This window comes from Natronococcus pandeyae (assembly GCF_008122205.1).
GTDB lineage: Archaea > Halobacteriota > Halobacteria > Halobacteriales > Natrialbaceae > Natronococcus > Natronococcus pandeyae.
Genome location: NZ_PHNJ01000014.1, coordinates 12,790 through 37,196, shown reverse-complemented (window position 1 = coordinate 37,196; position 24,407 = coordinate 12,790). Strand labels below are relative to the sequence as shown.

General features: G+C 64.9%; 17 protein-coding genes. 8 read left to right on the top strand and 9 right to left on the bottom strand.

Going from position 1 to position 24,407, the window contains the following annotated elements; genetic code table 11:
- Nucleotides 1-145 precede the first annotated feature (145 nt).
- From CV102_RS19950 to CV102_RS19940, 3 genes are all read right to left on the bottom strand, one after another.
- Nucleotides 146-907, bottom strand: a complete 762-nt coding sequence (locus CV102_RS19950; protein ID WP_148859794.1) for an IclR family transcriptional regulator — start codon at nt 905-907, stop codon at nt 146-148.
- 278 nt (nt 908-1,185) lie between these two features.
- Nucleotides 1,186-2,349, bottom strand: coding sequence for an acyl-CoA dehydrogenase family protein (locus CV102_RS19945; RefSeq protein WP_148859793.1), 1,164 nt, complete (start codon nt 2,347-2,349; stop codon nt 1,186-1,188).
- Nucleotides 2,350-2,532: 183 nt separating this feature from the next.
- On the bottom strand, nt 2,533-2,985 hold the full coding sequence (locus tag CV102_RS19940; protein WP_148859792.1) for a PaaI family thioesterase: 453 nt from the start codon (nt 2,983-2,985) through the stop codon (nt 2,533-2,535).
- Nucleotides 2,986-3,320: 335 nt separating this feature from the next.
- Between CV102_RS19940 and CV102_RS19935 the strand changes: the two genes are divergently transcribed.
- From CV102_RS19935 to CV102_RS19920, 4 genes are all read left to right on the top strand, one after another.
- On the top strand, nt 3,321-4,391 hold the full coding sequence (locus CV102_RS19935; RefSeq protein WP_148859791.1) for a TAXI family TRAP transporter solute-binding subunit: 1,071 nt from the start codon (nt 3,321-3,323) through the stop codon (nt 4,389-4,391).
- Nucleotides 4,392-4,400: 9 nt separating this feature from the next.
- Nucleotides 4,401-6,482 carry a TRAP transporter permease gene (locus CV102_RS19930; protein ID WP_148859790.1) on the top strand — a complete coding sequence of 694 codons (2,082 nt, stop codon included), beginning with the start codon at nt 4,401-4,403 and terminating at the stop codon, nt 6,480-6,482.
- Nucleotides 6,483-6,562: 80 nt separating this feature from the next.
- Complete coding sequence (locus CV102_RS19925; protein ID WP_148859789.1) at nt 6,563-8,131, top strand: long-chain-fatty-acid--CoA ligase; 1,569 nt, start codon at nt 6,563-6,565, stop codon at nt 8,129-8,131.
- Between the two features lie 168 nt (nt 8,132-8,299).
- A complete protein-coding gene (locus CV102_RS19920; RefSeq protein ID WP_148859788.1) occupies nt 8,300-9,439 on the top strand; it encodes an acyl-CoA dehydrogenase family protein in 1,140 nt (379 codons plus the stop codon).
- A 22-nt stretch (nt 9,440-9,461) separates the two neighbouring features.
- Here CV102_RS19920 and CV102_RS19915 read toward each other — a convergent pair whose 3' ends face one another.
- Complete coding sequence (locus CV102_RS19915; protein ID WP_148859787.1) at nt 9,462-10,607, bottom strand: thiolase family protein; 1,146 nt, start codon at nt 10,605-10,607, stop codon at nt 9,462-9,464.
- Between the two features lie 189 nt (nt 10,608-10,796).
- Between CV102_RS19915 and CV102_RS19910 the strand changes: the two genes are divergently transcribed.
- A complete protein-coding gene (locus tag CV102_RS19910; RefSeq protein ID WP_148859786.1) occupies nt 10,797-11,687 on the top strand; it encodes a 3-hydroxyacyl-CoA dehydrogenase family protein in 891 nt (296 codons plus the stop codon).
- Nucleotides 11,680-12,486, top strand: coding sequence for an enoyl-CoA hydratase/isomerase family protein (locus CV102_RS19905; protein ID WP_148859785.1), 807 nt, complete (start codon nt 11,680-11,682; stop codon nt 12,484-12,486). The genes CV102_RS19910 and CV102_RS19905 overlap by 8 nt, the downstream gene beginning before the upstream one ends.
- Nucleotides 12,487-12,836: 350 nt before the next feature.
- Here CV102_RS19905 and CV102_RS19900 read toward each other — a convergent pair whose 3' ends face one another.
- The 3 genes from CV102_RS19900 to CV102_RS19890 form a co-directional block, all read right to left on the bottom strand.
- Nucleotides 12,837-15,053: an LUD domain-containing protein gene (locus CV102_RS19900; protein ID WP_148859784.1), complete on the bottom strand. Its 2,217-nt coding sequence runs from the start codon at nt 15,051-15,053 to the stop codon at nt 12,837-12,839.
- Complete coding sequence (locus tag CV102_RS19895; RefSeq protein WP_148859783.1) at nt 15,050-15,553, bottom strand: LUD domain-containing protein; 504 nt, start codon at nt 15,551-15,553, stop codon at nt 15,050-15,052. The genes CV102_RS19900 and CV102_RS19895 overlap by 4 nt, the downstream gene beginning before the upstream one ends.
- Before the next feature lie 133 nt (nt 15,554-15,686).
- Nucleotides 15,687-17,456 carry an L-lactate permease gene (locus CV102_RS19890; protein WP_187433048.1) on the bottom strand — a complete coding sequence of 590 codons (1,770 nt, stop codon included), beginning with the start codon at nt 17,454-17,456 and terminating at the stop codon, nt 15,687-15,689.
- A gap of 282 nt (nt 17,457-17,738) precedes the next feature.
- On the opposite strand from CV102_RS19890, the gene CV102_RS19885 reads away from it, so the two are divergent.
- On the top strand, nt 17,739-20,855 hold the full coding sequence (locus CV102_RS19885) for an FAD-binding and (Fe-S)-binding domain-containing protein (RefSeq protein WP_148859781.1): 3,117 nt from the start codon (nt 17,739-17,741) through the stop codon (nt 20,853-20,855).
- A 69-nt stretch (nt 20,856-20,924) separates the two neighbouring features.
- Here the strand turns inward: CV102_RS19885 and CV102_RS19880 are convergent, their stop codons facing one another.
- Together CV102_RS19880 and ahbB are read right to left on the bottom strand one after the other, a co-directional pair.
- Entirely contained in the window at nt 20,925-21,527 is a 603-nt protein-coding gene (locus tag CV102_RS19880; protein ID WP_148859780.1) for a cupin domain-containing protein, read from the bottom strand.
- A gap of 405 nt (nt 21,528-21,932) precedes the next feature.
- On the bottom strand, nt 21,933-23,027 hold the full coding sequence (ahbB, locus tag CV102_RS19875) for a siroheme decarboxylase subunit beta (RefSeq protein WP_148859779.1): 1,095 nt from the start codon (nt 23,025-23,027) through the stop codon (nt 21,933-21,935).
- Nucleotides 23,028-23,518: 491 nt separating this feature from the next.
- Here ahbB and CV102_RS19870 point away from each other — a divergent pair, with 491 nt between their 5' ends.
- Complete coding sequence (locus CV102_RS19870; protein WP_148859778.1) at nt 23,519-24,274, top strand: GNAT family N-acetyltransferase; 756 nt, start codon at nt 23,519-23,521, stop codon at nt 24,272-24,274.
- The last annotated feature ends 133 nt before the right edge of the window (nt 24,275-24,407 follow it).

Below are 24,407 nucleotides of genomic sequence, written 5' to 3'. Positions count from 1 at the left end.
CCATGTCTGATTCGCCGCGTTTCAGTATGCGAAGGTTCAGCATGTGGCGCTTCAGTGTCCGAAGATTCAGCATGTGGCGTTTCAGTATGCGGACCACGAACACGCTCGTCGCAGTCCTGGAACTCGTCGCCGGGTTCGCTGTGGTTCAGCCGTACGCGAGCGTCACCCTGATCTCTCCCGCCTTGTCCCGGAGTCGGCTCACGAACTCCTCGTGGACGTCCTCCGTGAACCGGCTGGCCGGACCGAACAGCCCCAGCGCGCCGAGGAGTTCGTCGTCGGGCGTGTGAACCGGAACGGCGACGCCACAGAGGCCGTCCATGTACTCCTCGTCGTTGATCGCGTACCCCTGTTTCCGCACCCGGTCGAGTTCCTCGGCGAGCGCGTCCGGGTCAGTGATCGTGTTACTCGTGTGTCTCCCGAGGCCCTTCCGCTCGACGAAATCGGCGACCCGATCGTCGTCCCACTCCGCGAGAATCACCTTTCCCGACGCCAGCGAGTGCATCGGGCGTCGCTTGCCGATCATCGTGTCGGCGAGGCTGCCGTACCGGTGGAGGTAGACGGCGTCGTACTCCTCCTCGACGACGAACAGCGATCGCTCGTCGGTCTCCTGGCCCAGTTCGAACACCTTGCGCTTCGCGGCGGTGTACCCCGTCTTCCGGTTTCGGGTCTGCTCGCTGATCTCGAGCAGTCGAAGCCCGATGTAGTAGCCGCCCTCGCGTTCGATGACGTACCCCATGTCGGTGAGCGTCGCGAGGTGACGGTAGACCGTACTCTTCGGCAGTTCCGTCCGCTCGGTGATCTCGGTGATCGTCAGCCCCTCCTCGGACTTGAGCGCCTCGAGGATCGCGAACGTCTTTCTCGTCGTCGAGACGCCCGTGTCGGCCTCGCCGTCCCGTTCTGCGGTCATACCTACTCGTCGGCGGACATTCCCATCAATGTTCCGGATAGTGAAACGCAACCGCCATTATACGAAACGAATAAGACGACCGTCGCGGACAGCGGGAGCGTCAGTTCACTATGTGGAACGCGGCCTCGAGACGGGACGTCCTCGAGTCCCATCGTCCGCCACCGTCGAGGGCTGCGGCGCGATCCGGTCGCGCGGCTCGCTGGCGCGGTTCGGCGGTGGTAATCGTCGTGCGCGCGAAAACGAGAAACCGGACGTTCGGTGCCGTCGTCGAGAGCGAGCTACTGGTAGGCCTTGAGGCCAGTGAGCTCCTCGCCGAGGACGAGCGTGTGGATGTCGTGGGTCCCCTCGTAGGTGTAGACCGTTTCCATGTTCGCCATGTGGCGCATCGGGGAGTAGTCGGTCGTGATGCCGTTGCCGCCGAGCATCTCGCGGGCGACCTTCGACTGCTCGCGGGCCATCCGGACGTTGTTGCGCTTGGCCATCGAGACGTGCTGGGGTCGCATGTCGCCGCGCTCTTTGAGTTCGGCGAGCCGGTAGGCCAGCAGCTGTGCGAGCGTGATCTGGGTCGCCATCTCGGCGAGTTTCTGCTGTTGAAGCTGGAACCGACCGATCGGACCGCCGAACTGCTCGCGATCGATCGCGTACTGGCGAGCCTCCTCGAAACAGTCCCGCGCGGCGCCGACGGCTCCCCAGGCGATGCCGTATCGCGCCTGCGTCAGACAGGAGAGCGGCCCCTTCATCCCGGAAACGCCCGGAAGCACGTTCGCTTCGGGGACGTAGACGTCGTTGAGTCCGATCTCGCCGGTGATCGACGCTCGCAGCGAGAGCTTCTCGGTGATCTTGTTCGTCGAGACGCCGTCCCGGTCGGTCTCGACGAGGAAGCCGCGAACCGGATCGTCCTCGGCCGAGCGGTCCCGCGCCCAGACGATGGCGACGTCTGCGATCGGCGAGTTCGTGATCCACGTCTTCGAGCCGTTGAGGACGTAGCCGTCGCCGTCGCGCTCGGCGCGGGTCTCCATCGCCGACGGATTCGAGCCGTGTTCGGGTTCGGTGAGGCCGAAACAGCCGATCGCTTCACCCTGGCCCATCGCCGGGAGCCACTCTTCTTTCTGTTCCTCGCTCCCGTACGCGTGGATCGGGTACATGACGAGCGCGCCCTGGACCGAGGCCATCGAGCGCAGTCCCGAGTCGCCCGCCTCGAGTTCCTGCATCAGCAACCCGTAGGCGGTCTCCGAGACGTTCGGCGAGCCGTATCCCTCGAGGTTCGGCGCGTAAAAGCCGAGTTCACCCATCTTCGGGATGAGTTCCTTCGGAAACGTCCCGGCTTCGAAGTGGTCGCCGACGTCGGGTTTGACGTGTTCTTCGACGAACTCTCGGGCCGTGTCCCGGATCATCCGCTCCTCCTGGTCGAGATCCTGCTCGAGTTGAACGAAATCCAGCATACCACAGTAGTACGCCATCGGGGCTATAGATATTGCGATCTCTCACCGAGGGTTATGTTCACAGTGCTCGTGGATGTCCAGCTAGCACGGCTCCCGATGTCGTCTACGGAGTTCCACCATACGGAACGGAGACCGATACGCGTCCGGGGACGGAACGGATCGACAGCCTCCTCGCCCGGGGAGTTACGCGTCCCGAAACAACCGATAGGTTGCTCGGCCGACCGCGATCGTCCGTTCGCCGCCCTCGTCGTGCGCACTCGAGACGGTGACGTCGGCGACACCCATCGTTCCCCCAGCACGGACTACCTCGGCCTCGATCCGGACGTTGCCGGTCGCCGGTTCGAGGTACGACACGTCGAGATCCGTCGTGGTGAGCGTCGCCTCGAGCGGGTCGTCGAACGTGGTGCGCAGGACGAAACCGCTGGCAGTGTCAACTAGCGTGGCCGTGATGCCGCCGTGAATCGGACCCTGGTCGCCGGGAAACGGGTTTCGAAACCTGTCGTCGTCCGCCATAGTGAGTTCGACGGAGCCGCGTTCGGCCGTCTCGACGGCTAGCCCGAGCCAGGAGAGGAAGTCGTGACTGTCGACGATACGCTGGAGTTCGGCCGGATCGACGGTGCCGTTCGTCTTACTCATCGGTGGCTCCAACGTACTGGTCGATCCGCGTCCGGTCGCTATTCCCGCTGTTCAGTTGATCGAGCGGCGTCTCGCCGTCTGAGTTCGTCCGCATGGGTATGGCTGTCCAGACGACCGGCTTAATTCCACCGGCGAGACGGTTTCGGGTTCGGTCGGCGGTCCTCGGCGGGGAGGTTCGTTTTGCCTCCGTTCTCGGCCTCTCTGCTCTCCCCCTCCGTCTCCGAGATCGGACGAGACGAGATCTGTTACGGCCAGAGAGGCCTTCTCTTAACTGTATAGCAGTCTATTCCGAAAGAGCGTTAACGTTATTAGGGTATAGTCTGGTGCATAGTATCATGGTAGACTTAAGTGACGGCTATCTACAGAACCGGAGTCGACGATCGTTCCTCGCGACGGCCGGAATCGGGACGACGATGGGACTCGCTGGCTGTCTCGGCGAGGACAACGGCGACGAAGATGTGGAGAACCAAAACGGTGCCGACGCCGGCGAAGCGACCGTTCGAATGCGAACGTCGGAGTCGACGACGGCTGCGTACGCCGCAAACGAAGGGATCGCGGCGGTCGTAAACGACCATTCCGACGATCTGTTCGTCGAGGCACAGACGAGCCCCGGTACGGAGGCGAACATCGGCGCCCTCAACAACGAGGAAGCCGAGATGGTCTACGTACAGAACTGGTCGGCACAGGAGATCCGGGAGGGAGAGGGAGCCTTCGGCGATCTCGACTTCGAGATGGCGCAGGTGTTCCACTTCTACGACCTGCCGTGGTTCTTCTGTACGGCCAACGAAGAGTTGGAGAACGTCTCCGACATCGACGGCGACACCACCGTCTCGCCGACGCCGGAAGGGTCGGGTACGGCACCGGCACTCGAGCGTGCACTCGAGCACGCAACGGACGGCTACGAGCGAATCAGTATCGGGTTCGGCGAGCAGGGCAGCGCGATGAACGAGGATCGACTCGACGTCGGCGTCGCGACGTACATGAACTTCGGCATCGTCCCCGGCTGGACCCAGGAGATGATGGGCACCGTCGACCTGCGCCTGCTCGGCGCCGACGACGTGCTCGACGAGTGGGAGGACGACGACCGGTTGCTGATCCAGTCGTTCGACGGCGACGAACTCGAGGACGCGGCGTACACGCCGGAGGAGGTTCACTGTCCGACCTTCGCGTACAACTTCGTCAGTCGCGCAGACCTCGACTACGACACCGTCTACAACTTCCTCGAGACGATGCACGCGAACCGGGAGGAGCTCTCGGACTACAGCGCCGTGCTCGCACGCCTCGAAGAGGAAGAGTTCTGGACCGAGAACATGTACGACGGTGTTCCGTTCCACGCCGCAGCCGCCGACTTCTACGAGGAGCACGGCCTCTGGCACGACGAGTTCGAACGTCACGACGAGCCGTAATGTCAACTGATGTCTGAGAGTTCGTCTTCAACGACGGAGACCGCCGGAACGGAGAGACGTCTCTCTCCGTTTTCGGTACTCGACGGTGCGGTATCGGTGCTCGCCGTCGTGTTCACGCTGTATACGATCTACTACGCCTACTCCCTGATGTTCGTTCGGCTGCGGTATTCGAACATTTTCCTGGGACTGGGCATCGCGCTGTACTACCTCGACGTCGCACGACGGCACTACGAGCCAGAGGATGGGGACGTAGACGAGATCGACAGCGAACCACGTCCGTCGGTAATCGATACTGACTCGATAACGCCGATACAGCGCCTCAAGCTCGCGTTTGCACGTATCGATCCGGTAGTCGCGATCCTCTTTGCCGGGATCGCACTGGCGGCGACGGGCTACGTCGAGTACCACTTCACGCGACTCGAGCAGGACGTGCACCTGCTCGGACACACGCAGATGGACCTCTACGTCGGGATCGCGCTGATCGTCCTCGTCATCGACGCGACGCGACGAGCGTTCGGGAACGTGATCGCGTCCGTCGCCGTCGCCTCGATCATCTACGCTCACGCGTATGTCGGCCCGAACCTTCCGGGGGTCTTCCGACACACCGGGTTCGACTGGACGCGCATCTCCAGACAGGGGGCGATCGAACTGACCGGCGTCTACCACGAGACGTTAATGGGGATCGGCTCGACGTGGGTCGCGATTTTCATCATGTTCGCCGGCATCGCGAAGGCCTACGGGTTGATGGACTTCGTGTTGGACGTCGGCCGGGAACTCGGCAAGACGTTGCGGACCGGTGTCGTCCAGATCGCCGTGATCGCGAGTATGATCATGGGATCGATCACCGGGAGCGCAGCGGCCAACACGGCGACGACGGGAAGCTTCACGATCCCGATGCTGAAAGATCAGGGCGTCGACGACGACTTCGCGGCCTCGATCGAGGCCGTCGCCTCCGCCGGGGGACAGATGTTGCCGCCGGTGATGGGCGTCGCCGCGTTCCTCATGGCGGACCTCCTCGGGGTCAGCTACGTCAGCATCATTCAGGCGGGCGTCATCCCGGCCGCGCTGTTTTACTTCAGCGTCGGTGTCGGCATCCACTTCGCCGTGTTGAAGTACGGCTGGACGTCGCCGAATACGGATTCGTTCGATCCACGAATGCTGCTCGGCGGCCTCCACTTCGTGATCCCGCTCGGCGTGTTGCTCGTTACCCTCGTCTACCTGCGATACACGCCGCTCACCGCCGGCCTGTACACGATCGTCACCATCTTCGTCGTCGGCTCGATGAAGACAGCCTTCACGTCGGCCCGTAACTCCGACCTGGACGTCGAGTCGGCCGGGGCCCTCGTCAAGCAGGCCGTCTCGGGGCTGCGAACCGGTGGTCTCGAGATGGCACCGCTCGTCGGCGTGCTGGCCTCGATGGGCGTCATCATCGAGATGGTGACGTTCACCGGCCTCTCGACGCGAGTCAGCACGACCATCATCGGGATGGGCGGCGGCGAACTGGTCATCGTGTTGATCCTGGCGATGATCGCGAGTATCATGTTCGGCCTCGGGATGCCCACGCCGGCCGCGTACATCCTCGTCGTCGTGCTGGTCGCACCCGGCGTCATCGAGATGGGCGTTCCCGAGATCACGACCCACATGTTCGTCTTCTACTTCGCAATGCTGTCGGCGATCACGCCACCGGTCGCGATTTCGGTCGCCATCGGCTCGCGGATCGCCGGCTCGAGCTTCATGAAGTCCTGCGTCCAGGCGCTTCGGCTCGGTGCGCCCGGCTTCGTGATTCCGTTCGCCTTCGTCACGAACAACAGCCTCATCTACTGGTCCCAGGAGACGGTGATCGTGTTCCCGGTCGTCCTCGCGGGGACGATCGGTCTCATCGTCGCCACCGTCGGATTCGACGGGGCGCGGGACCTCTCGTACCCGGTTCGCGGCCTCTACCTGGGTGCCGCGTTCGCCGGGATGTTCGGCTCGCTCGTCCACGTCGGTGTCCAGATTGCCGCCGCCGCGGTCATCATCGCGGCGCTCGTCCACGCACGGATGGTCGTCGGATACGATGTCGATCGCGCCGCCGATCCGACGCTGGACTGAGCCTCGGGTCTGCTCAGCGTACCCGCGTTCTCTGCGAGTAACAATCCTTTTGTGGTACTCCCGTGAGCCATAGATAACGCATGACGAACCTCGTGACAGACGTCGCCGAGACGGTGGACACGAACCCCGAGTCCGCCGCGGTCGTGTACGACGGGACCGAACTGAGCTACGATCAGTTCTGGCAACGAGCCGGCAAGTTCGCACAGAGTCTCGAGAACCGCGGCATCGGCGAGGGCGATCGCGTCGGGATCTACCTGCCGAATCTACCCCAGTTCGTGACGGCGTTCTACGGGACGCTCCGGGCCGGCGGCATCGTCGTCCCGATGAACCCGCAGTACAAGGCCCGCGAGATCAGCCACCTGCTCGGGGACAGCGGCGCGAAGGCGGTCGTCTCGCTCGGCGCGAACGTCGACAACGTCGATTCGGTGCTCGAGGACACCGACGTCGAACACGTCATCGCCGTCGGCGACGACGCCGAGGATTCGACGGAGGCGGTCGGCTTCGAGGAGTTCCTCGCCGACGAGACGCTCGAGATCGTCGACCGCGCGGACGACGACGTCGCCGTCCAGCCCTACACCTCGGGGACGACCGGCACGCCGAAGGGCGTCCTGCTTACCCACCACAACCTCGCCTGGACGACGCGGGCGAACGCCGACGTTCCGACGGGCGGCTTTCAGGCCTCGGATCGACTCGTCGGTACCCTCCCGCTCTTTCATATCTACGGGATGTCCGTCGTGATGAACGGCGCCATGTACAGCGGCGGCACCTACTACCCCGTTCCCGAGTGGGACGCACAGACGGTGATGGACCTGCTCGAGGACGCGGAGATCTCGATCATGTTCGGCGTCCCGGCGATGTTCAACGACATGATCAACCAGCCCAACGCCGACGCCTACGAGTTCGACTCGCTGCGGTTCGTCAACTCCGGCGGGGCCAGCCTCCCGCTCGAGGTGCTCGAGCGCTTCGAGTCGCTGTACGGCGTCCAGTTGAACGAAGGGTACGGGCTCACGGAGACGAGTCCGGTTACCCACGCCAACACGGCCGACTCGCGACGAAAGGGCAGCATCGGGCAGCCCCTCGACGGCGTCGAGGCGAAGGTCGTAGACGAGGAGTTCGAGGAAGTGCCTCGGGTCGAGGAAGGCCCCATCGACGAGGACGAAGCATCCCTCCACGAGATCACGGGAGAACTCGTCGTCGCCGGTCCGAACGTGATGAAGGGGTACTACGGGCTGCCGGAAGCGAACGAGGAGGCCTTCACCGAGGAGGGCGGCACGCGCTGGTTCCACACCGGCGACATCTGTTACTGGGACGAGGACGACTTCTTCTTCGTCGTCGACCGCGAGAAGCACATGATCGTTACCGGCGGCTACAACGTCTACCCGCGAGAGATCGAGGAACTCCTCTTCGAACACGAGGCCGTCGCCGACGCCGCCGTCGTCGGCGTGCCGGACGAGCGACGCGGCGAGACGGTAAAGGCGTTGATCGTCCCGGTTCCCGACGCTGACGTAACCCCGGAGGAGATCAAACAGTACTGTCTGGACAGCCTGGCGGAGTACAAACACCCGCGTGAGGTCCAGTTCGTCGACGAACTGCCTCGAACGACGACCGGAAAGGTCCAGAAGTTCAAGATCCGCGACCAGGACGAGTAGCGTTCGGTCGCTGCGCCTCTCTCGAGTTCCCGTCGTTCGCCGACGATCGGATTCGCACCTCCGTCCGAGAGCGGCGACTGTGTTTACATTGTTCAACCAGTTCCATAATACGTTTACACTGTTCGCCACAACCGAAGCTATTTTGTACGAGGATTCCAATGATACGGTATGGCATTCGCTCTATCCGACGAGCACCGCGCAATCCGTGAGGCCGTTCGCGAGTTCGGCGAAAACGAGATGAAACCGGTGGCCGAAGAGTACGATCGAGAGGGAACCTACCCCGAAGAGATCCGCAAGGAGGCGGCGCAGTACGACTTCGTCGCGCCGGGGATTCCCCTGGAGTACGACGGCGCCGGCATGGACAAGATTTCCTCGACGATCGTCACCGAGGAGCTGTGGCGAGCCGATCCCGGAATCGGCTCGGCCGTCGGCTCCGCCGGCTTCGGGACGAACATGATCCTCGAGTTCGGCGACGAGTGGATGAAAGAGGAGTGGCTCCCGAAGATCGCCAACGGCGAAACCGCGTCGTGTTCGATGATCTCCGAACCCGCACACGGCTCGAACGTCGCGGGGATCGAGACCGTGGCTGAGGAGGACGGCGACGGCTACGTCCTCAACGGTAACAAGATGTGGATCACGAACGGCACCGTCGCCGACGTCGGCGTCCTGATGGCCAAGACCAGTCCCGACGAGGGCCACCGCGGGATCACCGCGTTCCTCGTCGAGATGGACAGCGACGGCATCCAGACCGAGAAGATCGACAACAAACTCGGTATCCGGGCCTCGGACCTCGCGGAGGTCATCGTCGACGACGTCCGCGTCCCCGCAGACAACGTCATCGGCGAGGTCGATCAGGGGTTCTACCAGCTGATGGAGTTCTTCGCCTCCGGCCGCACGAGCGTCGCCGCACAGGCCGTCGGCGCCGCCCAGGGCGCGCTGGACGCCGCGCTCGAGTACGCCGACGAGCGCGAGCAGTTCGGCCAGAAGATCAAGGAGTTCCAGGCCATCGAGCACAAGATCGCCGAGATGGCGACGAAAGTCGAAGCCGCTCGATCGCTGACCTACCGCGCCGCGACCCAGGTCGAGCAGAACAACCAGGACGTCGCCGCGCAGTTCTCGAGCATGGCGAAGCTGTTCGCCTCCGAGATCTCGGTCGAAGTCGCCGACGAAGGCGTTCAGGTCCACGGCGGCTCGGGCTACGTCACGGACTACCCGGCCGAGCGCTACTACCGCGACGCCCGCATCACGAAGATCTACGAGGGAACGAGCGAGATTCAGAAGAACATCATCGCCGACCAGTTGCTGTAGGCTGTAGGCGCTCTTCTCTCCGCTACCCCCCGTCCGGAACGCGGAACTCGACCGCGGCGCCCTGTCCGTAGCCGACGCACATCGTCGACAGGCCGAGACCGCCGCCCCGACGCCGCAGTTCGTGGACGAGTGTTACGGGCAACCGAGCGCCCGACGCCCCGAGCGGGTGTCCGAGGGCGATCGCGCCGCCGTTGACGTTGAAGATCTCGTCGTCGAAACCGAGTTCGTCCTTGCAGTACAGCGTCTGGCTGGCGAAGGCCTCGTTGAGTTCGACGAGGTCGTACTCCTCGGCCGACCGACCGTTTCGTTCCCAGATGCCTCGCACGGCCGGCACCGGGCCGATTCCCATCACTTCGGGGTCGACGCCGGCGACGTTGTGATCCTCGATTTGCGCCATGATCTCGAGGTCGTTCTCCTCGGCGAACGCCCTGCTCGTGATCAGTACCCCTGCAGCCCCGTCCGAGATCTGTGAGGCGTTGGCGGCGGTGACGGTGCCGTCCTCCGCAAAGGCGGGCGGCAGCCCCGAAATCTTCTCCGGCGTGGTGCCGGGACGGAGCCCCTCGTCTTCCTCGACGACTTCGTCGCCGGTGTCGATCGGGACGATCTCCTCGTCGAACTTCCCGTCCTCGGTGGCTTCGCACGCGCGCTGCTGGCTGCGAGCGCCGTAGGCGTCCTGCGCTTCCCTGTCGATGTCGTAACGCTGGGCGACCGTCTCGGCCGTCTGCCCCATCTGGAGGCCGGCGGCGTCGTACTGTTCGGCGATGCAGTCGTAGGAGCCGATCCCCTTTCGGCGCTCGTTTCGACTCATGTTCTCGACGCCGCCCGCGACGACGACCTCGCGCTGGCCGGCGCGGATAGCGTCGCTCGCGCTCATGATCGCCTCGGCCGAGGACGCACAGAGCCGATCGATCGTCGTTCCCGGCACGCTCTCGCCCAGGTCCGAGCAGAGCGCGATCACGCGGGCGAGGTTGTTGCTCTGTTCGTTCACCTGCTTGGCACACCCCCACCGGATGTCGTCGACGTCCGCACCGGTGAGTCCCGTTCGCTCGAGCATCGTATCGACGAGCGGAACGGAGAGCTCCTCGCTTCCCGTCTCGGCGAAGACGCCGCCCTGTTTTCCCTGCGGCGTTCGCACTGCCTGGACCACGACTGGCTGCTGATCGGACATTGGTATTCGGTCTCACTCCGTCGATAAAGGTGCTGCGCTCTCGAGGATCCCACTGCGCGAACGGTGTTGAGAGTACACCGACTCGCGGAGAGAATCGAACACCGGGCGCTGCGTACTCACCGTAGTCTCTGAACACGGCCCACCGCGCGAAGGAGAACGTTTTTGATGATCAATTGGCTGCATTAGCACATGCAAATCGCAGTTCTCGGTGCCGGCAGCATGGGGCACGGAATCGCCCAGGTGTCCGCGATGGCGGGCCACGACGTCGTCCTGCGGGACATCGAAGCGGAGTTCGTCGAGAGCGGGCTCGAGGGGATCCGCGAGAACCTCCAGGGGGGCGTCGACCGGGACAAACTCACGGGGACGGAGATGGAGGAGACGATCGCGCGGATCGAGGGGACGACCGACCTCGCGGACGCCGTCAGCGACGCAGACCTCGTGGTCGAGGCGGTCCCCGAGGACATGGACCTGAAACAGGACGTCTTCTCGGACGTCGAGGACGCCGCGAGCGAGGAGGCGATCATCGCCTCGAACACCTCCTCGCTCTCGGTGACGGAGATGGCGAGCGCGCTCGAGCACCCCGAGCGCGCGGTCGGGCTCCACTTCTTCAACCCGCCACATCTGATGGATCTGGTCGAGATCGTCGTCGCCGAACAGACTGACGAGCGAACGGAGGAGTTCGCCGTCGACTACGTCCGCGACGTCGAGAAGGAAGACGTCGTCGTCCGCGACAGCGCCGGCTTCGCCACCTCTCGGCTCGGTCTCGTGACGGGGCTCGAGGCGATCCGGATGGTCGAGGAGGGCGTCGCGAGCCCGGCGGATATCGACGAGGCGATGAAACTCGGCTACGGCTACCCGATGGGACCGATCGAACTCGGCGACCACGTCGGCCTCGACGTCCGACTGCACATCGCAGAACACCTCCGCGAGGAACTCGGCGAGCGGTTCAGGCCGCCGCAGGCGCTTCGCCGGAAGGTTCGGGCGGGCAAGCTCGGGAAGAAGTCCGGCGAGGGGTTCTACGTCTGGGAGGACGGCGAACGCGCCGGTATGAGCGGCCAGTGGGGTGAGGACGATGAGTAACCTCGAGGACGAGTACGAGGTGCTCTCGGTCGAGATCGGCGAGCACGCCGACCGGGTCGCGACGGTCGCCATCGAACGCCCGGACGCCCGCAACGCGCTCAATAGTCAGGTCCGGACGGAGCTGAAGGACGCAGTCGCCGCCGCGGAATCGGACGACGACGTCCGCGTGCTCGTGCTCACGGGCGGCGAGGGCTCCGGTGCGTTCGTCGCCGGCGCGGACGTCACCGAGTTCCAGGACCGCGGCCTCGTCGAACAGCGCGAGGCCAGCCAGCGGCCCCGCGTCTACGAAACGGTCGACGACGCCTCGATTCCGGTCATCGCCCGAGTCAACGGCCACGCGCTCGGCGGCGGCTGCGAACTCGCACAGGCCTGCGACGTCCGGATCGCCGAATCGGGCGCGAAGCTCGGCCAGCCCGAGATCAACCTCGGGCTCATCCCCGGCGGCGGCGGCACGCAGCGACTCACCCGCCTCGTCGGTGAGGGCCAGGCGATGCGGCTCGTCCTCTCCGGCGAACTGATCGACGCCGCGGAGGCGAAGGAGATCGGCCTCGTCGACGACGTCTACGACGCCGAGGAGCTCGACGAGGGCGTCTACGGCCTCGCGGAATCGATGGCCGAAAAGAGCCCCATCGCCCTCGAGTTCGGCAAGAAGGCGGTCAAAGCGGGTTCGCGCATGGGGCTCGAGGAGGGCCTCGAGTACGAGTCCGAACTGTTCGTCCAGCTCTTTGCGACTGAGGACAAGGACGAGGGGATCGGCGCGTTCCTCGAGGGGCGAGAGCCGGAGTTCGAAGGGAAGTGACGCCTTCCCACTGAATCGTTCACTCGACCGGAGCCCGGGTATGTTACATTTTTGTCTATTCCCGATAACGCTCAGTTCCCATACCATTACGAAGAGTATCGGGATTTGAACTGGTCAAAATGCCATACGGGCGTATACCGGCTCGATAGTCGTCCTCCACTGTAATTCGTTCTACAGTGAATCTAGGTACTCGACCCGGGTTACCGGCAGGGAAAACGCATTATAACTCCTTTTTGACTCCTCTTTACCACAATTACGGTGTAACTACTGCCCTTCCCGACTCCGATGTTGATTCGTGAATTATCAACACGAAGTCTTTCTTTCGTACTGGTAGTTCGTCCCCGACCGTTTCAGCTGCGACGTCCCGGATCGAGTACCTCGACCGGGTGCGCCGCGTCGCGCTCGAGCAGCGCCCCCAACTGTTCCTCACAGGAGGTGCCGCTGGCGACGACCAGCCTGTCCTGTGCCGTCGGGCTGGTGAACTGATCGCGCAGGCGGTCGCCGACGTCCATGCTGAGTTCGTAGTACTGCGACTTGTAGCCGAAGCTGCCGGCCATCCCGCAGCACTCGACGTCGCTCTCGATAACGTCGCAGCCGAGTTCGCCGAAGACGGCCGTCGTGTAGCGCTCGAGGCCGAGCGTCCGCTGCTGGCAGTGGGCGTGGTAGGCGATCGGTCGCTCGGGAGCGCGGAGCGTCGTGGGGTCGGCGCCGTTCTCGAGGCAGCCGTAGACGTACTCGAGAATCTCGTAGCTTCCATCCCGGAGCCGCTCGAACGACCGTTCGGGGAGCAGCTTCTCGTACTCGCGCTGGAACATCGCCAGGTCGGAGGGTTCGATGACGACGACGTCGCGTCCGGCGTCTATGTGTTCGGCGAGCGCGCCGTACACCTGACTCGCCTGTTCGTCAGCGGTGTCGATCATCCCCTGCGAGAGCGGCGCGCGTCCGCTCTCGCCGACCGAGGGAATCCGAACGTGGACGTTCAGCGCCTCGAGCACCCGAACCGCGGCCTTCCCGCGGTCGGCGTCGACGTAGTTGGTGTAGGCGTCGGGGTAGAGGACGACCTCGCGGTCGGCGTCGGCCGCCGAGACGCGCGGCCCTCGTGCGCGATACCAGCCACGAAGCGTCTCGCGCTGGAACTCGGGAAGCGAACGCCGCTCGTCGATTCCGACGACCCGCTCGAGCAGCGACCGAACGGGAGCCAGTTCGCCGACCCAGTTCGACACCGGCGCGGTCGCGCTCCCGAGTTTCGCGAGCGTCTCGTAGTTGCCGAACAGCCGCTTCTGGAGGTCGATCCCGCCGGGTTCCTCGTCGGGAACGAGCTCGTCGTAGACGAACTCGAACCGACCCTCGTCGGCGCCGCGGTTGAGCCGGTCCCGGACGACGTTGTTGATCCACGGGATGTCGATCTTGACCGGACAGGCGTTGACGCAGCGCGTACAGCCCGTACAGAGGTCGTTGAACTCGGCGGCGCTGTCGTAGCCGTGGACGCCGGCCTCCCAGCCCGTTGCGATGCCGCCGGAGTAGGTCTCGCCGCCGAAGGCGTGGCCGCCGACGGACTGGAAGTTCGCACACGAGTTCGCGCAGGCCGAACACCGGATGCAGTACAGCGTCTCTCGAAGCTGGTCGTCCTCGCGCATCTCGGTGCGGCCGTTGTCGACGAGTACGAGGTGGAACTCGCGGTCGTTTGCGGTCTCGGGGGCGAGCGGTGTGTCGGGATCACGGTCGAGCGACGGCGCGTCGACCGGCGGCGTCAACAGCGAGACGTAGGAGGTGATGTCCTGGCCCGTCCCCGACTTGCCGATGAGTTCGACGAACGGGTGCAAGTCCTCGACAGAGGGGACTATCTTCTCGACGCCGGCGACGGCGATCTGCGTGTCCGTCGCGGTCACGGTCTTCCGGGCGTTACCCTCGCTGGTGACGAGCGCGATCGACCCCGAGTCCGCGGTGACGAAGTTCGCGCCCGTCATGCCGACATCGGCCTCGCGGATGCGCTCGCCGAGGAACTCCCGGGCGAACATCGTCAGGTCCTCGGCGGTCTCGAGGCGCTCGTCGGGATCGAACTGCTCGCGGAACAGTTCGGCGATCCCCTCGCGCGATTTGTGGATCGCCGGCGCGACGATGTGCGAAGGCGCCTCGTCGGCGAGCTGGAGAACGAACTCCCCGAGGTCGGTCTCCCAGACGTCGACGCCGTCGGCCTCGAGCGCGTGGTTGACCTCGAGCTCCTCCGTGGTCATCGACTTCGACTTGACAACTGTCTCGGCTTCGGCGTCGGCGACGACCTCCTGGATGTAGCGGTTCGCATCTGCGGCGTCGTCGGCGAGGTAGACCGTCCCGCCGTTTTCCTCGACGGCCGCGGTGACCTCGTCGACCAGCTCGGGCAGGATTTCGATGGCGCGCTCCTTGATCGATCGAGCCTGGTCTCGGTACTCCTCGTAGGCCTCGAGTTCCGCGACCGCGTCGTACCGCCCCTGGTTGAACGTCTGTGTGTTTCGCTGGACGGCGTCGCCCTCGGTCCGCAGCAGGTGGCGAATGCGAGTCGCTTTCGCCTCGCGCGAGTCGGAGCTCATCGGTCCTCGATCACCACCGCGTGGACGGCTTTCGGTCCGTGTGCGCCCGTGACCAGCGCGCCCATGTCGGCCGTCGCGCTCGGACCCGTCGCGAGCACGGTGTCCGCGCCGTTCCGCGCGTCGTCACCGAGCCGTTCGAACGTCGCCTTCATGTCCGGTAGGACGTCGCTCGCGGCGACGACCGCGACGTGGACGTCGGCGTAGAGGCTGATCGGCTCCTCGCCCACCGGTGAGGACCTGATCGCAACGGAGCCGTAGTCGGCGACGGCGAACTCGACGGCCGTGATCCCCGTCGTCGCGGCCTCGAGTTCGTCCGGCGTCGGCTCGGTCTCGACCGCCTCGGGAAGCGAGACGCCGTCGAACGGGAGGGGGACGCCGACGGCTGGCGGTTCGAGGAGGTCCGTCAGTACTCCTCGAGCGTCGGCCGCGGTCGTTCGTTCCAGCCGGACGTCGACCTCCTGAAGCGCCGATTCGAACGTCCCGATTACGTCGCTCTCCATTGGCGGTGTGTTGTCGGGGCACACAATAGGATGTTTCGTCTCCACTCGCCTCGTGTGACAGCCGCACGTCTCAACTCGTCTCGTGTGACGACCGAATCGGGCCGATCTCGGCCCGACTCGAGCGATCGCCCCGTCAGTAGACGTCGAACACCGCAGGGAGGACGTCGGGCATGACGTAGACGAAGACCATCGCCCAGAACCCGACGAAGACCGCGTAGTAGAGCAGCGGGATCAGGTTCAACCGGATCACGCGACCTTCCTGACCGACGAGGCCGACGGTCGCCAGCGCCGCGACGATGTTGTGGATCGCCACGAGGTTACCGACTGCGCCGCCAACGGCCTGCGTGCCGACCATGATCTGGCTCGAGATGTCGAGTTCGTGGGCGGCGGTGAACTGGAAGCCGCCGAACGTGATGTTCGAGACGGTGTTCGAACCGGCCATGGCCGCTCCGAGTCCGCCGATGAGCGCCGCGATGAACGGGTAGGCCGGCCCGACGACGTTCGCCGTCGCGATCGCGAGTAGTTCGATCATGCTGTTGTCGAAGGCCGCGCCCGGCGCGTCGCCGGACAGGAGCATCACCTGCACCATCGCGATGACGAACACAAGCGCGATGAACGGTGAGACGAGTTTCTCACCGGCCTCGATCCAGGCGTCTTTGACCTCTCCACCACTCATTCCGAACAGCGGGATGGCGACGAGCGCGCTCAGGATCAGCCAGAAGCCGGGGACGTTGACCCACGCGATGTCCGCGCCCAGTCCCTGCCCGAGGATGTCCTGCCACGCGAGGACGATGCCGATCGTGAACTCCCCGACCGGGGTGGCGATGTCCACGCCGATATCCGCGTCGGTGAGGAACTCGGCGACGGGATCCCAGACTCGCGTGATCACCAGCAGCACGACGAGGAAAATGTACGGCGACCACGCCTTCAGCAGCGACATCGACGGTCCATCGTTCGGACCTGGACCGTTGATATTTTCGCCGCCGGGTTCGATGGCACCGACCCAGTGGGCGGGCCACTCCTCGCGCGGCGGGAACTCCCAGGTCTCGTCGGGCTGGAAGTAGCCCGCACGCAACATGGCCACCGTGATCGCGCCGCCGATCATCGAACCGATCAGCGACGGGAACTCGGCCGTGAGGAACCACGCTGAGACCCAGTAGGGGATCGCGAACGCGATTCCGGCGAACAGACACAGCGGTGCGACTTCGAGCGCGGGCTGGATCGACCGCTCCTCGCGCGGACCGAAGAAGTAGACGACCATCCCGACGGCGAACAGCGGCATGACGAACCCCACCAGCGCGTGGTAGGTCGCCGCCCACGCCGCGACCTCGTTCGAGTACTGGGCGACGGACATCCCACCCTCGGAGACGATCTGGTCCTCGTAGACCTCGAGCGGGTCGCGGATGCCGACGATGATCGGCGTCCCGACCGCGCCGTAGGTGACGGCGATGATGTGACCGATCAGCGCCGCGATCACTGCCGCCAGCGCCGGGAAGCCAAGCGCCAGCAACAGCGGCGCGACGACCGCCGCGGGCGTCCCGAAGCCCGCCGCACCCTCGATGAACGTCGCGAGGAAGAACGCCAGCAACACGATCTGTACGCGGCGATCTTCCGACACCGCCGCGAACCCCCTGTTGATCCGGTCGAACGCGCCGGCCTGCATCAGCGTGTACAGCAGGACCAGTGCGCCGAAGACGATCCACAGGATCGTCAGCGCCGTCATCACGCCGACGATCGAGGACGCGGCGAGGTACGTAGGTGGATTGTTCCACCAGACGAGTCCGACGGCGAGCGCGACGATCCACGCGATCGGCATCGCTCGCGTCGCTGGCCACAACAGTCCGACGAGCAACACCGCGACCACCACCAGCGGCAGCGCTGCCACAACGACGTCCATCACCATTCGTCCTCACCTCTGTGACCGAGTAACCGCTCCCCTCTCTTGTTCACTGTGAACATCTAACAGTACACTATTCTTGATGAATAATAAGCGTATTTTCGAGATGTATCTTCTGAGAATCGACGACGCGTGTCCGTTCGGTTTCACTCCGAGCGTCTCAGCGCTACCAACCTCTCGAGGCACCCCGATTTCGAGCGATTCGCTTCGAAACCACCCGACTTCGAACTGGTCTTTAATACGCTCCGGCGATTTTTCTTCAACCAGTACCTGCGAGGCTCACGTCACATGACAGCGCACATCTCTCCGTCTCACGGCGATCCGGCAGTCGACGACCGGGCGAACTACGATTACTGTAGCGACGAGGTCGACAGACCCGCGCTCGTTGCCGACCTCGAGGCGCTCGTCAACTGTGACGTCCGATTCGACTCCTACTCCCGCGAACTGTACGCGACCGACGCGAGCGCCTACGAGATGACGCCCATCGGCGTCGTCCTCCCCGAGTCGACGGCCGACGTGGTGGGCGTCCTCGAGTACTGCGCCGAGCGCGAGATTCCGGTCCTCCCGCGAGGCGGCGGGACGAGCCTGGCCGGCCAGACCGTCAACCGCGCGGTCGTGCTGGATTTCACCCGGCACATGAACGAGATTCTCGAGATCGACCCCGACGCCCGGACCGCGACCGTCCAGCCGGGGACGATCCTCGGGACGCTGAACGAGGCGCTCGCCCCCCACGACCTCAAGTTCGCGCCGGACCCCGCCTGGGGCGACAAGAGCGCGATCGGCGGCGCGATCGGCAACAACTCGACCGGCGCCCACTCCCTGAAGTACGGCAAGACCGACGCCTACCTCGAGTCCTGCGAGGTCGTCCTCGCCGACGGGACCGTCACCGAGTTCGGGGAGGTCACCCTCGAGCAGATCGCCGAGCGAGCCGATCCCGACGGGGACCTCGAGGGCCGAATCTACGCCGAGGTCGAGCGCATCCTCGAGGAGGAGGCGGACGCCATCGAGGACGCGTACCCGAACCTGAAGCGGAACGTCTCGGGCTACAACCTCGATCGACTCGTCGCGGAAGCTCGCGGCGAGACGCTTCCCGGTGGCGAAGACACTGGTGACCCGGGTACCATCAACCTCGCCCGCCTGCTGGCCGGCAGCGAGGGAACGCTCGCGATCGTCACGGAAGCGACGGTGTCGCTCGAGCCCGTCCCCGAGACGAAGGCGGTCTCCCTGCTCTGCTACCGGGACCTCCACGAGGCGATGGCCGACGTCGAGCCGATCCTCGCCCACGAGCCGGCCGCCGTCGAGGTGCTGGACGACGTGCTGATCGACCTGGCTCGCGACACCGCCGAGTTCGGGCCCGTCACCGAGATGCTGCCCGACGGGACGAACGCCGTCCTGCTGGTCGAGTTCTACGCCGAGGACGCCGCCGACGGCCGCGAGCAGGTTGCCGGCCTGCTGGCCGACCGCTGTCCGAGCGCGGCCAGCGAGGGAGCGCCGGCCGCCGACGCGCCCGAAACCGGCGCCGAACCGATCGCGATCGAGGCGCTCGAGGCCTACGAGAAGGCCGAGCGCGCCCAGCTCTGGAAGCTCCGCAAGTCCGGGCTCCCGATCTTGCTCTCGCGGACGACCGACGAGAAGCACATCTCGTTCATCGAGGATACCGGCATCCCGCCAGAGCGCCTGCCGGAGTTCGTCGAGCGCTTCGAGGCGATCCTCGAGGCCCACGACACCTACGCCAGCTTCTACGCCCACGCGGGCCCCGGCGTCCTCCACATCCGGCCGCTCATCAACACGAAAACTGAGGTTGGGCTCGACCAGCTTCACGGCATCGCCGACGACGTCACCGATCTCGTCGTCGAACTCGGCGGCTCCGTCTCGGGCGAGCACGGCGACGGCCGCGCGCGAACCCAGTGGAACCACAAGCTCTACGGCGACCGGATCTGGGAGACGTTCCAGGCGCTCAAGACTGCGTTCGACCCCGACTGGCTCCTCAACCCCGGACAGGTCGTCTTCCGCGACGACGACCCGACCGACCTGCGCGAGCACCTGCGGTTCGACCCCGACTACCAGTTCGAGTCCGGCTTCGAGCCCACCCTCGAGTGGGAGAACGACAACGGCTTCCAGGGGATGGCCGAGCTCTGTCACGGCTGTGGCGGCTGTCGCGGCGAACAGGAGACGACCGGCGGCGTGATGTGCCCGACCTTCCGGGCGAGCCGCGAGGAGATCACCAGCACGCGCGGCCGGGCGAACGCGCTCCGCCAGGCGATGAGCGGCGACCTCGATCCGGGGGAGGCGTTCACAGACGAGTTCGTCGAGGAGGTGATGGGGCTCTGTATCGGCTGCAAGGGCTGTGCCATCGACTGTCCGAGCGAGGTCGACATGGCGAAGCTCAAGGCCGAAGTCACCCACGAGTACCACCAGCGCAACGGCGCGACGCTCCGGGATCGACTCTTCGCCAACGTCGCGACGCTCTCGCGGTGGGGCTCCAAACTCGCGCCGTTCTCGAACGCCGCCCCGAAGCTGCCGGGCGCCCGAGCGCTGCTCGAGACGACGCTCGGAATCGACTCGAGCCGTCCGCTCCCGTCGTTCCGTCCGGAAACGTTCCAGAACTGGTTCGAACGGCGCGGCGGGGCTCGTGTCCCCGAGGACGCCGCCGACCGGAAGGCCGTCGTCTACCCCGACCCGTACACGAATTACAGTCACCCCGAGGCGGGGAAAGCGGCCGTTCGCACCCTCGAGGCGGCGGGTGTCCACGTCACGGTCCCCGACGACCTCGACGATACGGGCCGGCCGGCGTTCTCGAAGGGGTTCCTCGAACAGGCCAGGGAGACGGCCCGGGAGAACGTCCGCTCGCTCACACCGCTCGTCGAGGAGGGGTGGGACGTGGTCGTCATCGAACCGTCGGACGCGGTCATGTTCCAGTCCGATTACCTCGATCTACTGTCGGATGGTGGCGCAGCGACGCTGGCGGACGCCACGTACGGTGTCTGCGAGTACGTCGACGTCTTCCGGCTGGACGAACGGATCGGGTTCGACGCGGACCGGACGAACGGGGACCTGACCTACCACGGCCACTGCCACCAGAAGGCGACGGCGAAAGACCACCACGCCGTCGGCGTGCTCCGCCGGGCGGGCTATCGCGTCGATCCGCTCGATTCGGGTTGCTGCGGGATGGCCGGCAGCTTCGGCTACGAGGCAGAACACGCCTCGATGAGCGACGCCATCGCGAAGATCCTGTACGAGCAGGTCGACGAGAGCGACGGGGAACGGGTCGTCGCCCCCGGGGCCTCCTGTCGAACCCAACTCGAGAACCGCTCTCGACGTGCCGAACAGCCGCCGACGCCGATCGAACTCGTTGCGGACGCGCTCGAGTCGTCGAACGAGGCCCCTTCGGAAAGAGGCTGGTAGACCGGTTACTCGTCTGCGTGCGCTTCGGGTGTTCGTCGGCGTGACCGACCGCATTTTCGGACCAGACTGTCAGCAGTCTACGGGTTCGACCCACTCCGTCGCTGGCTCTCCGTCGGGGATTCCCAGGAAGGTGGCGTGGGCGCGCGCTCCATCCTCGCTATCTGCCCTGTGGACGTAGCCGGGATCGATCCACGCGTCGCCCGCCGAGTACGTTCGGGGAGCGCAGTCGTCTTCCATCATGTGTTCGATTTCGCCCTCGAGCATCCGGACGATCGACGTTCCGGGGTGGCGGTGCCAGCCGGATCTCGCCCCCTCCTCCCACGTCGCCTCGGCGAGAACGACGGTCGATGCATCGTCCAGATCGACGACGACGGGTTCTTCGTCATCGTCGGGATAGGTGATCTCGAAGGTCGCGGCCACGTCGTCGGGGAAGGACGCGTGCTCGGCGATCACCTCCACCTCGAAGCCGTCGGGTTCGTCCACGTCGGCCTCCTCGTCGTAGTCGTCATCTTCCTCCTCCTCGTCGTTGTGCTCGTCGGCGGTAGCGGGTGTGCTCACGGCGAGTGCGCCCGCTGCGACTGCGCCGGCTTTCAGAACTGTTCTGCGTAACACGCCGCCAATAGATTCGGTGTTGGCAGTCGTAGTACGGTTCTCGCTCGTATCGTCGGTCATGGTCGTGTATTCCTCCCAGCGGGAGAAGCTACGGGAACGGAGACCGAGTATCTACTCGGTGACATTTCGGCACCGAGTGATAGCTTTGCAACCGCTGAATACCGATCATCAGTTGCGAGGTCGACTCGATACGAACTGAATTCGATGCGACCAGCGCCGCTCGCTCGACACATCTTCCGACTGGCCGACTCGGCACAAATCCGCTGAAATACACACTGGCATCGCGTTGCATGGATGCGCCGTATTCAGCACGCGATTCAAATCACTGGCAACGAGGTTTCCCCGTCCCCCTCAGCCGAGTCACTCCCACGACGTCGATCGACGGCTCGGTGATCGCTCAACGGGGAGTTGGCCGATCCGATGCAGTGTACGAGACTCGAACGGGGACCATCCCTGCTGGTGTCGTCACGAGCTACTGACGATATCGTCGTACCGTGCGCCGGTCTGTTTGAGCGTCTCCGTCGAGTACAGCCGCTCGTGGTCGACGGGGAGGTACTCCGTGGCTAGCTCGTCGATTTTGGCGTCGACGGCTTCCGGATCGCGGCCGTGAATCATCGTGAACAGGTTGTACGACCAGTCCTGTTCGGGCCGACGTGGGCGGTGATAACAGAGCGTGACGTACGGGAGTCCGCCCGCGCGCTCGCCACGCTCGTCGAGTTCGTCGTCCGGCACGTCCCAGACGACCATACAGTTCGCGTCGAAGCCGGTGACGACGTGGTTGACGACGCAGCCGATTCGCTTGATACAGCCGTTCGCCTGCAATCGGTCGATACGCTCGAGCACCGAACCGACGTCCGCCTCGAGCGCGTCGGCGACGTCGCGGTACGGCGTCTTCGAGAGGGGGAACCCACCCTGGATCTCGAGTAGTAGTTCGGCATCGAACGGCGACAGGTCCTCGGCCGCGTCCTCGCTGATTCGGGTCGCCGAGGCATCCGTTCCCGACTCCAGGGTGCTCGCCCTCGCGGCGCCGTCGGGTATCGACTCCTCGTGCTCCCCTGCGCTCTCCCGTGCGAACCGATCGGCGTTGACGACCGGGAACTCGAGGTCGATGTAGTAGTCGGTGAGCATCGGCAGTACGAGCACCTCACAGCCGGTCCGTCGCTCGATCTCGTCGAGGATCTCGTCGCGCGTTTCCCGCGACCCTGCGGTGACGACGAACCACATATTCCACTCGTGATCCCGCGCGTAGTTGTGGTTGACCTGTCGGTACTCGTTGATGATCGACGCGACCTCGTCGAATCGATCCGCGGGCGCCTGTACCGCCGCGAGCGTCGAGGAGCCGATCACGGGCGGGTTGAGGACGGGACCGAACCGACGGACGATCCCGTCGTCGTAGAGGCGCACCACGCGCTCGAGAACCTCGGATTCGTCGATCCCCAGCGCGTCGCCGACGCGGCGAAACGGCCGTTCTTCGATCGGCACGCCGCTCTGATAGCCGTCGATGATGGCCGCGTCCACGTCGTCGATGGCCTCGCGCCAGTCCTCCGACAGGATGCTCATTGGTGAATCTAGGGAGAACGCCACCGTATTGTTTTCGGGTCCGTTCGCGGGCCGTGTTCAACTACGACCGTGAGTACTCAGCGTTCGGTACGCCCACCACGAAAGTCCCGTTCAGTCCCTCCCACGATGGCCGGCCAGGCAACCGACCCGGGTGGGACTGAAAGGGGCTGGGCCGCTCGAGGACGGCGGGCGACGCAAGCACGCGAGCAGAGCGAGCGCGCAGCGAGCCCCCGACTCGAGCGGCCCAGGGGCTTTCGTGGTGGTCGATTCTCTCGGCGAGTCGGTGTCCTCTGAACACCGTCCCGTCCGCGAGTCGGTAGTGGTATGAGTCCAGTGCTCACGGCAGGTTCGAAATCCTCGTCTTGCGGTTTCGTTACGGCTGACAGCACAGCCGGTGAGCGACGAGCGAGATTCAGTGAACGACTGGTAACTGCGTATTTACACCGATCCGACTATAACGATTATTACTGTGGGTGGCGTTAGCACTATTCATGGGAATGACTGAACCGATCTCGATCGAGGAGGACGACCGAACACGTATCTACGAGTACGTCGAGGCCCACGGCGCGGTCGACCGGGACCAGGCTCGAGCGGAACTGTTTCCGCCCGACCCGCCGGGCGAGCCACAGCACTCGCGCGCGTTCCTGCACAACGTCGCGATTCTCAAACGGGATGGCTACCTCGAGGAGGAGAACGGTAGCCTGCGGATCGCGATCGACGCAGCCGACCAGGAGGAGTTCACCGCCGACGACGTGGAGATCACGATCAGACCGGCTCGACAGGAGGACCTCTCGGGGATCGTCGGCGCGATGCGTCGCGTCGTCGAGGAGATGACCTACATCGAGGCCGAGACCATCGCGGACGAACTCGACCACGAGGACGTCCTGCTCCGGCACAACGAGTTCGAATCCCGGATGTTCTTCGTCGCGACCGTCGACGACGAGGTCGTCGGCTGGGCGCACCTCCACACCCCGAATCTCGAGAAGCTGAGCCATACAGCGGAGCTCACGGTCGGCGTGCTCGAGGAGTATCGCGGGATGGGGATCGGGAGCCAACTCCTCGACCGCGCGCTCGAGTGGGTGCGCTCGAGGAACCACGAGAAGGTGTACCAGAGCGTCCCGTCGACCAACGAGGATGCGATCGAGTTCTTCGAGGACCGGGGCTGGACGACCGAGGCCGTCCGCGAGGACCACTACAAACTCGAGGACGAGTACATCGACGAGGTGATGATGGCGATCGAACTGTAGCTCGCCGTTCGTCGGCAAATCCCGGGCGCGACGTCGACCGAAACCAGTCGCCCGGCAGCCACCCGCCGAGCGACGCGCCCTCATTTGCGGGGTGCGCAGATGCCCGAAAACGGGACCCTTTTGCGCGCGCCTT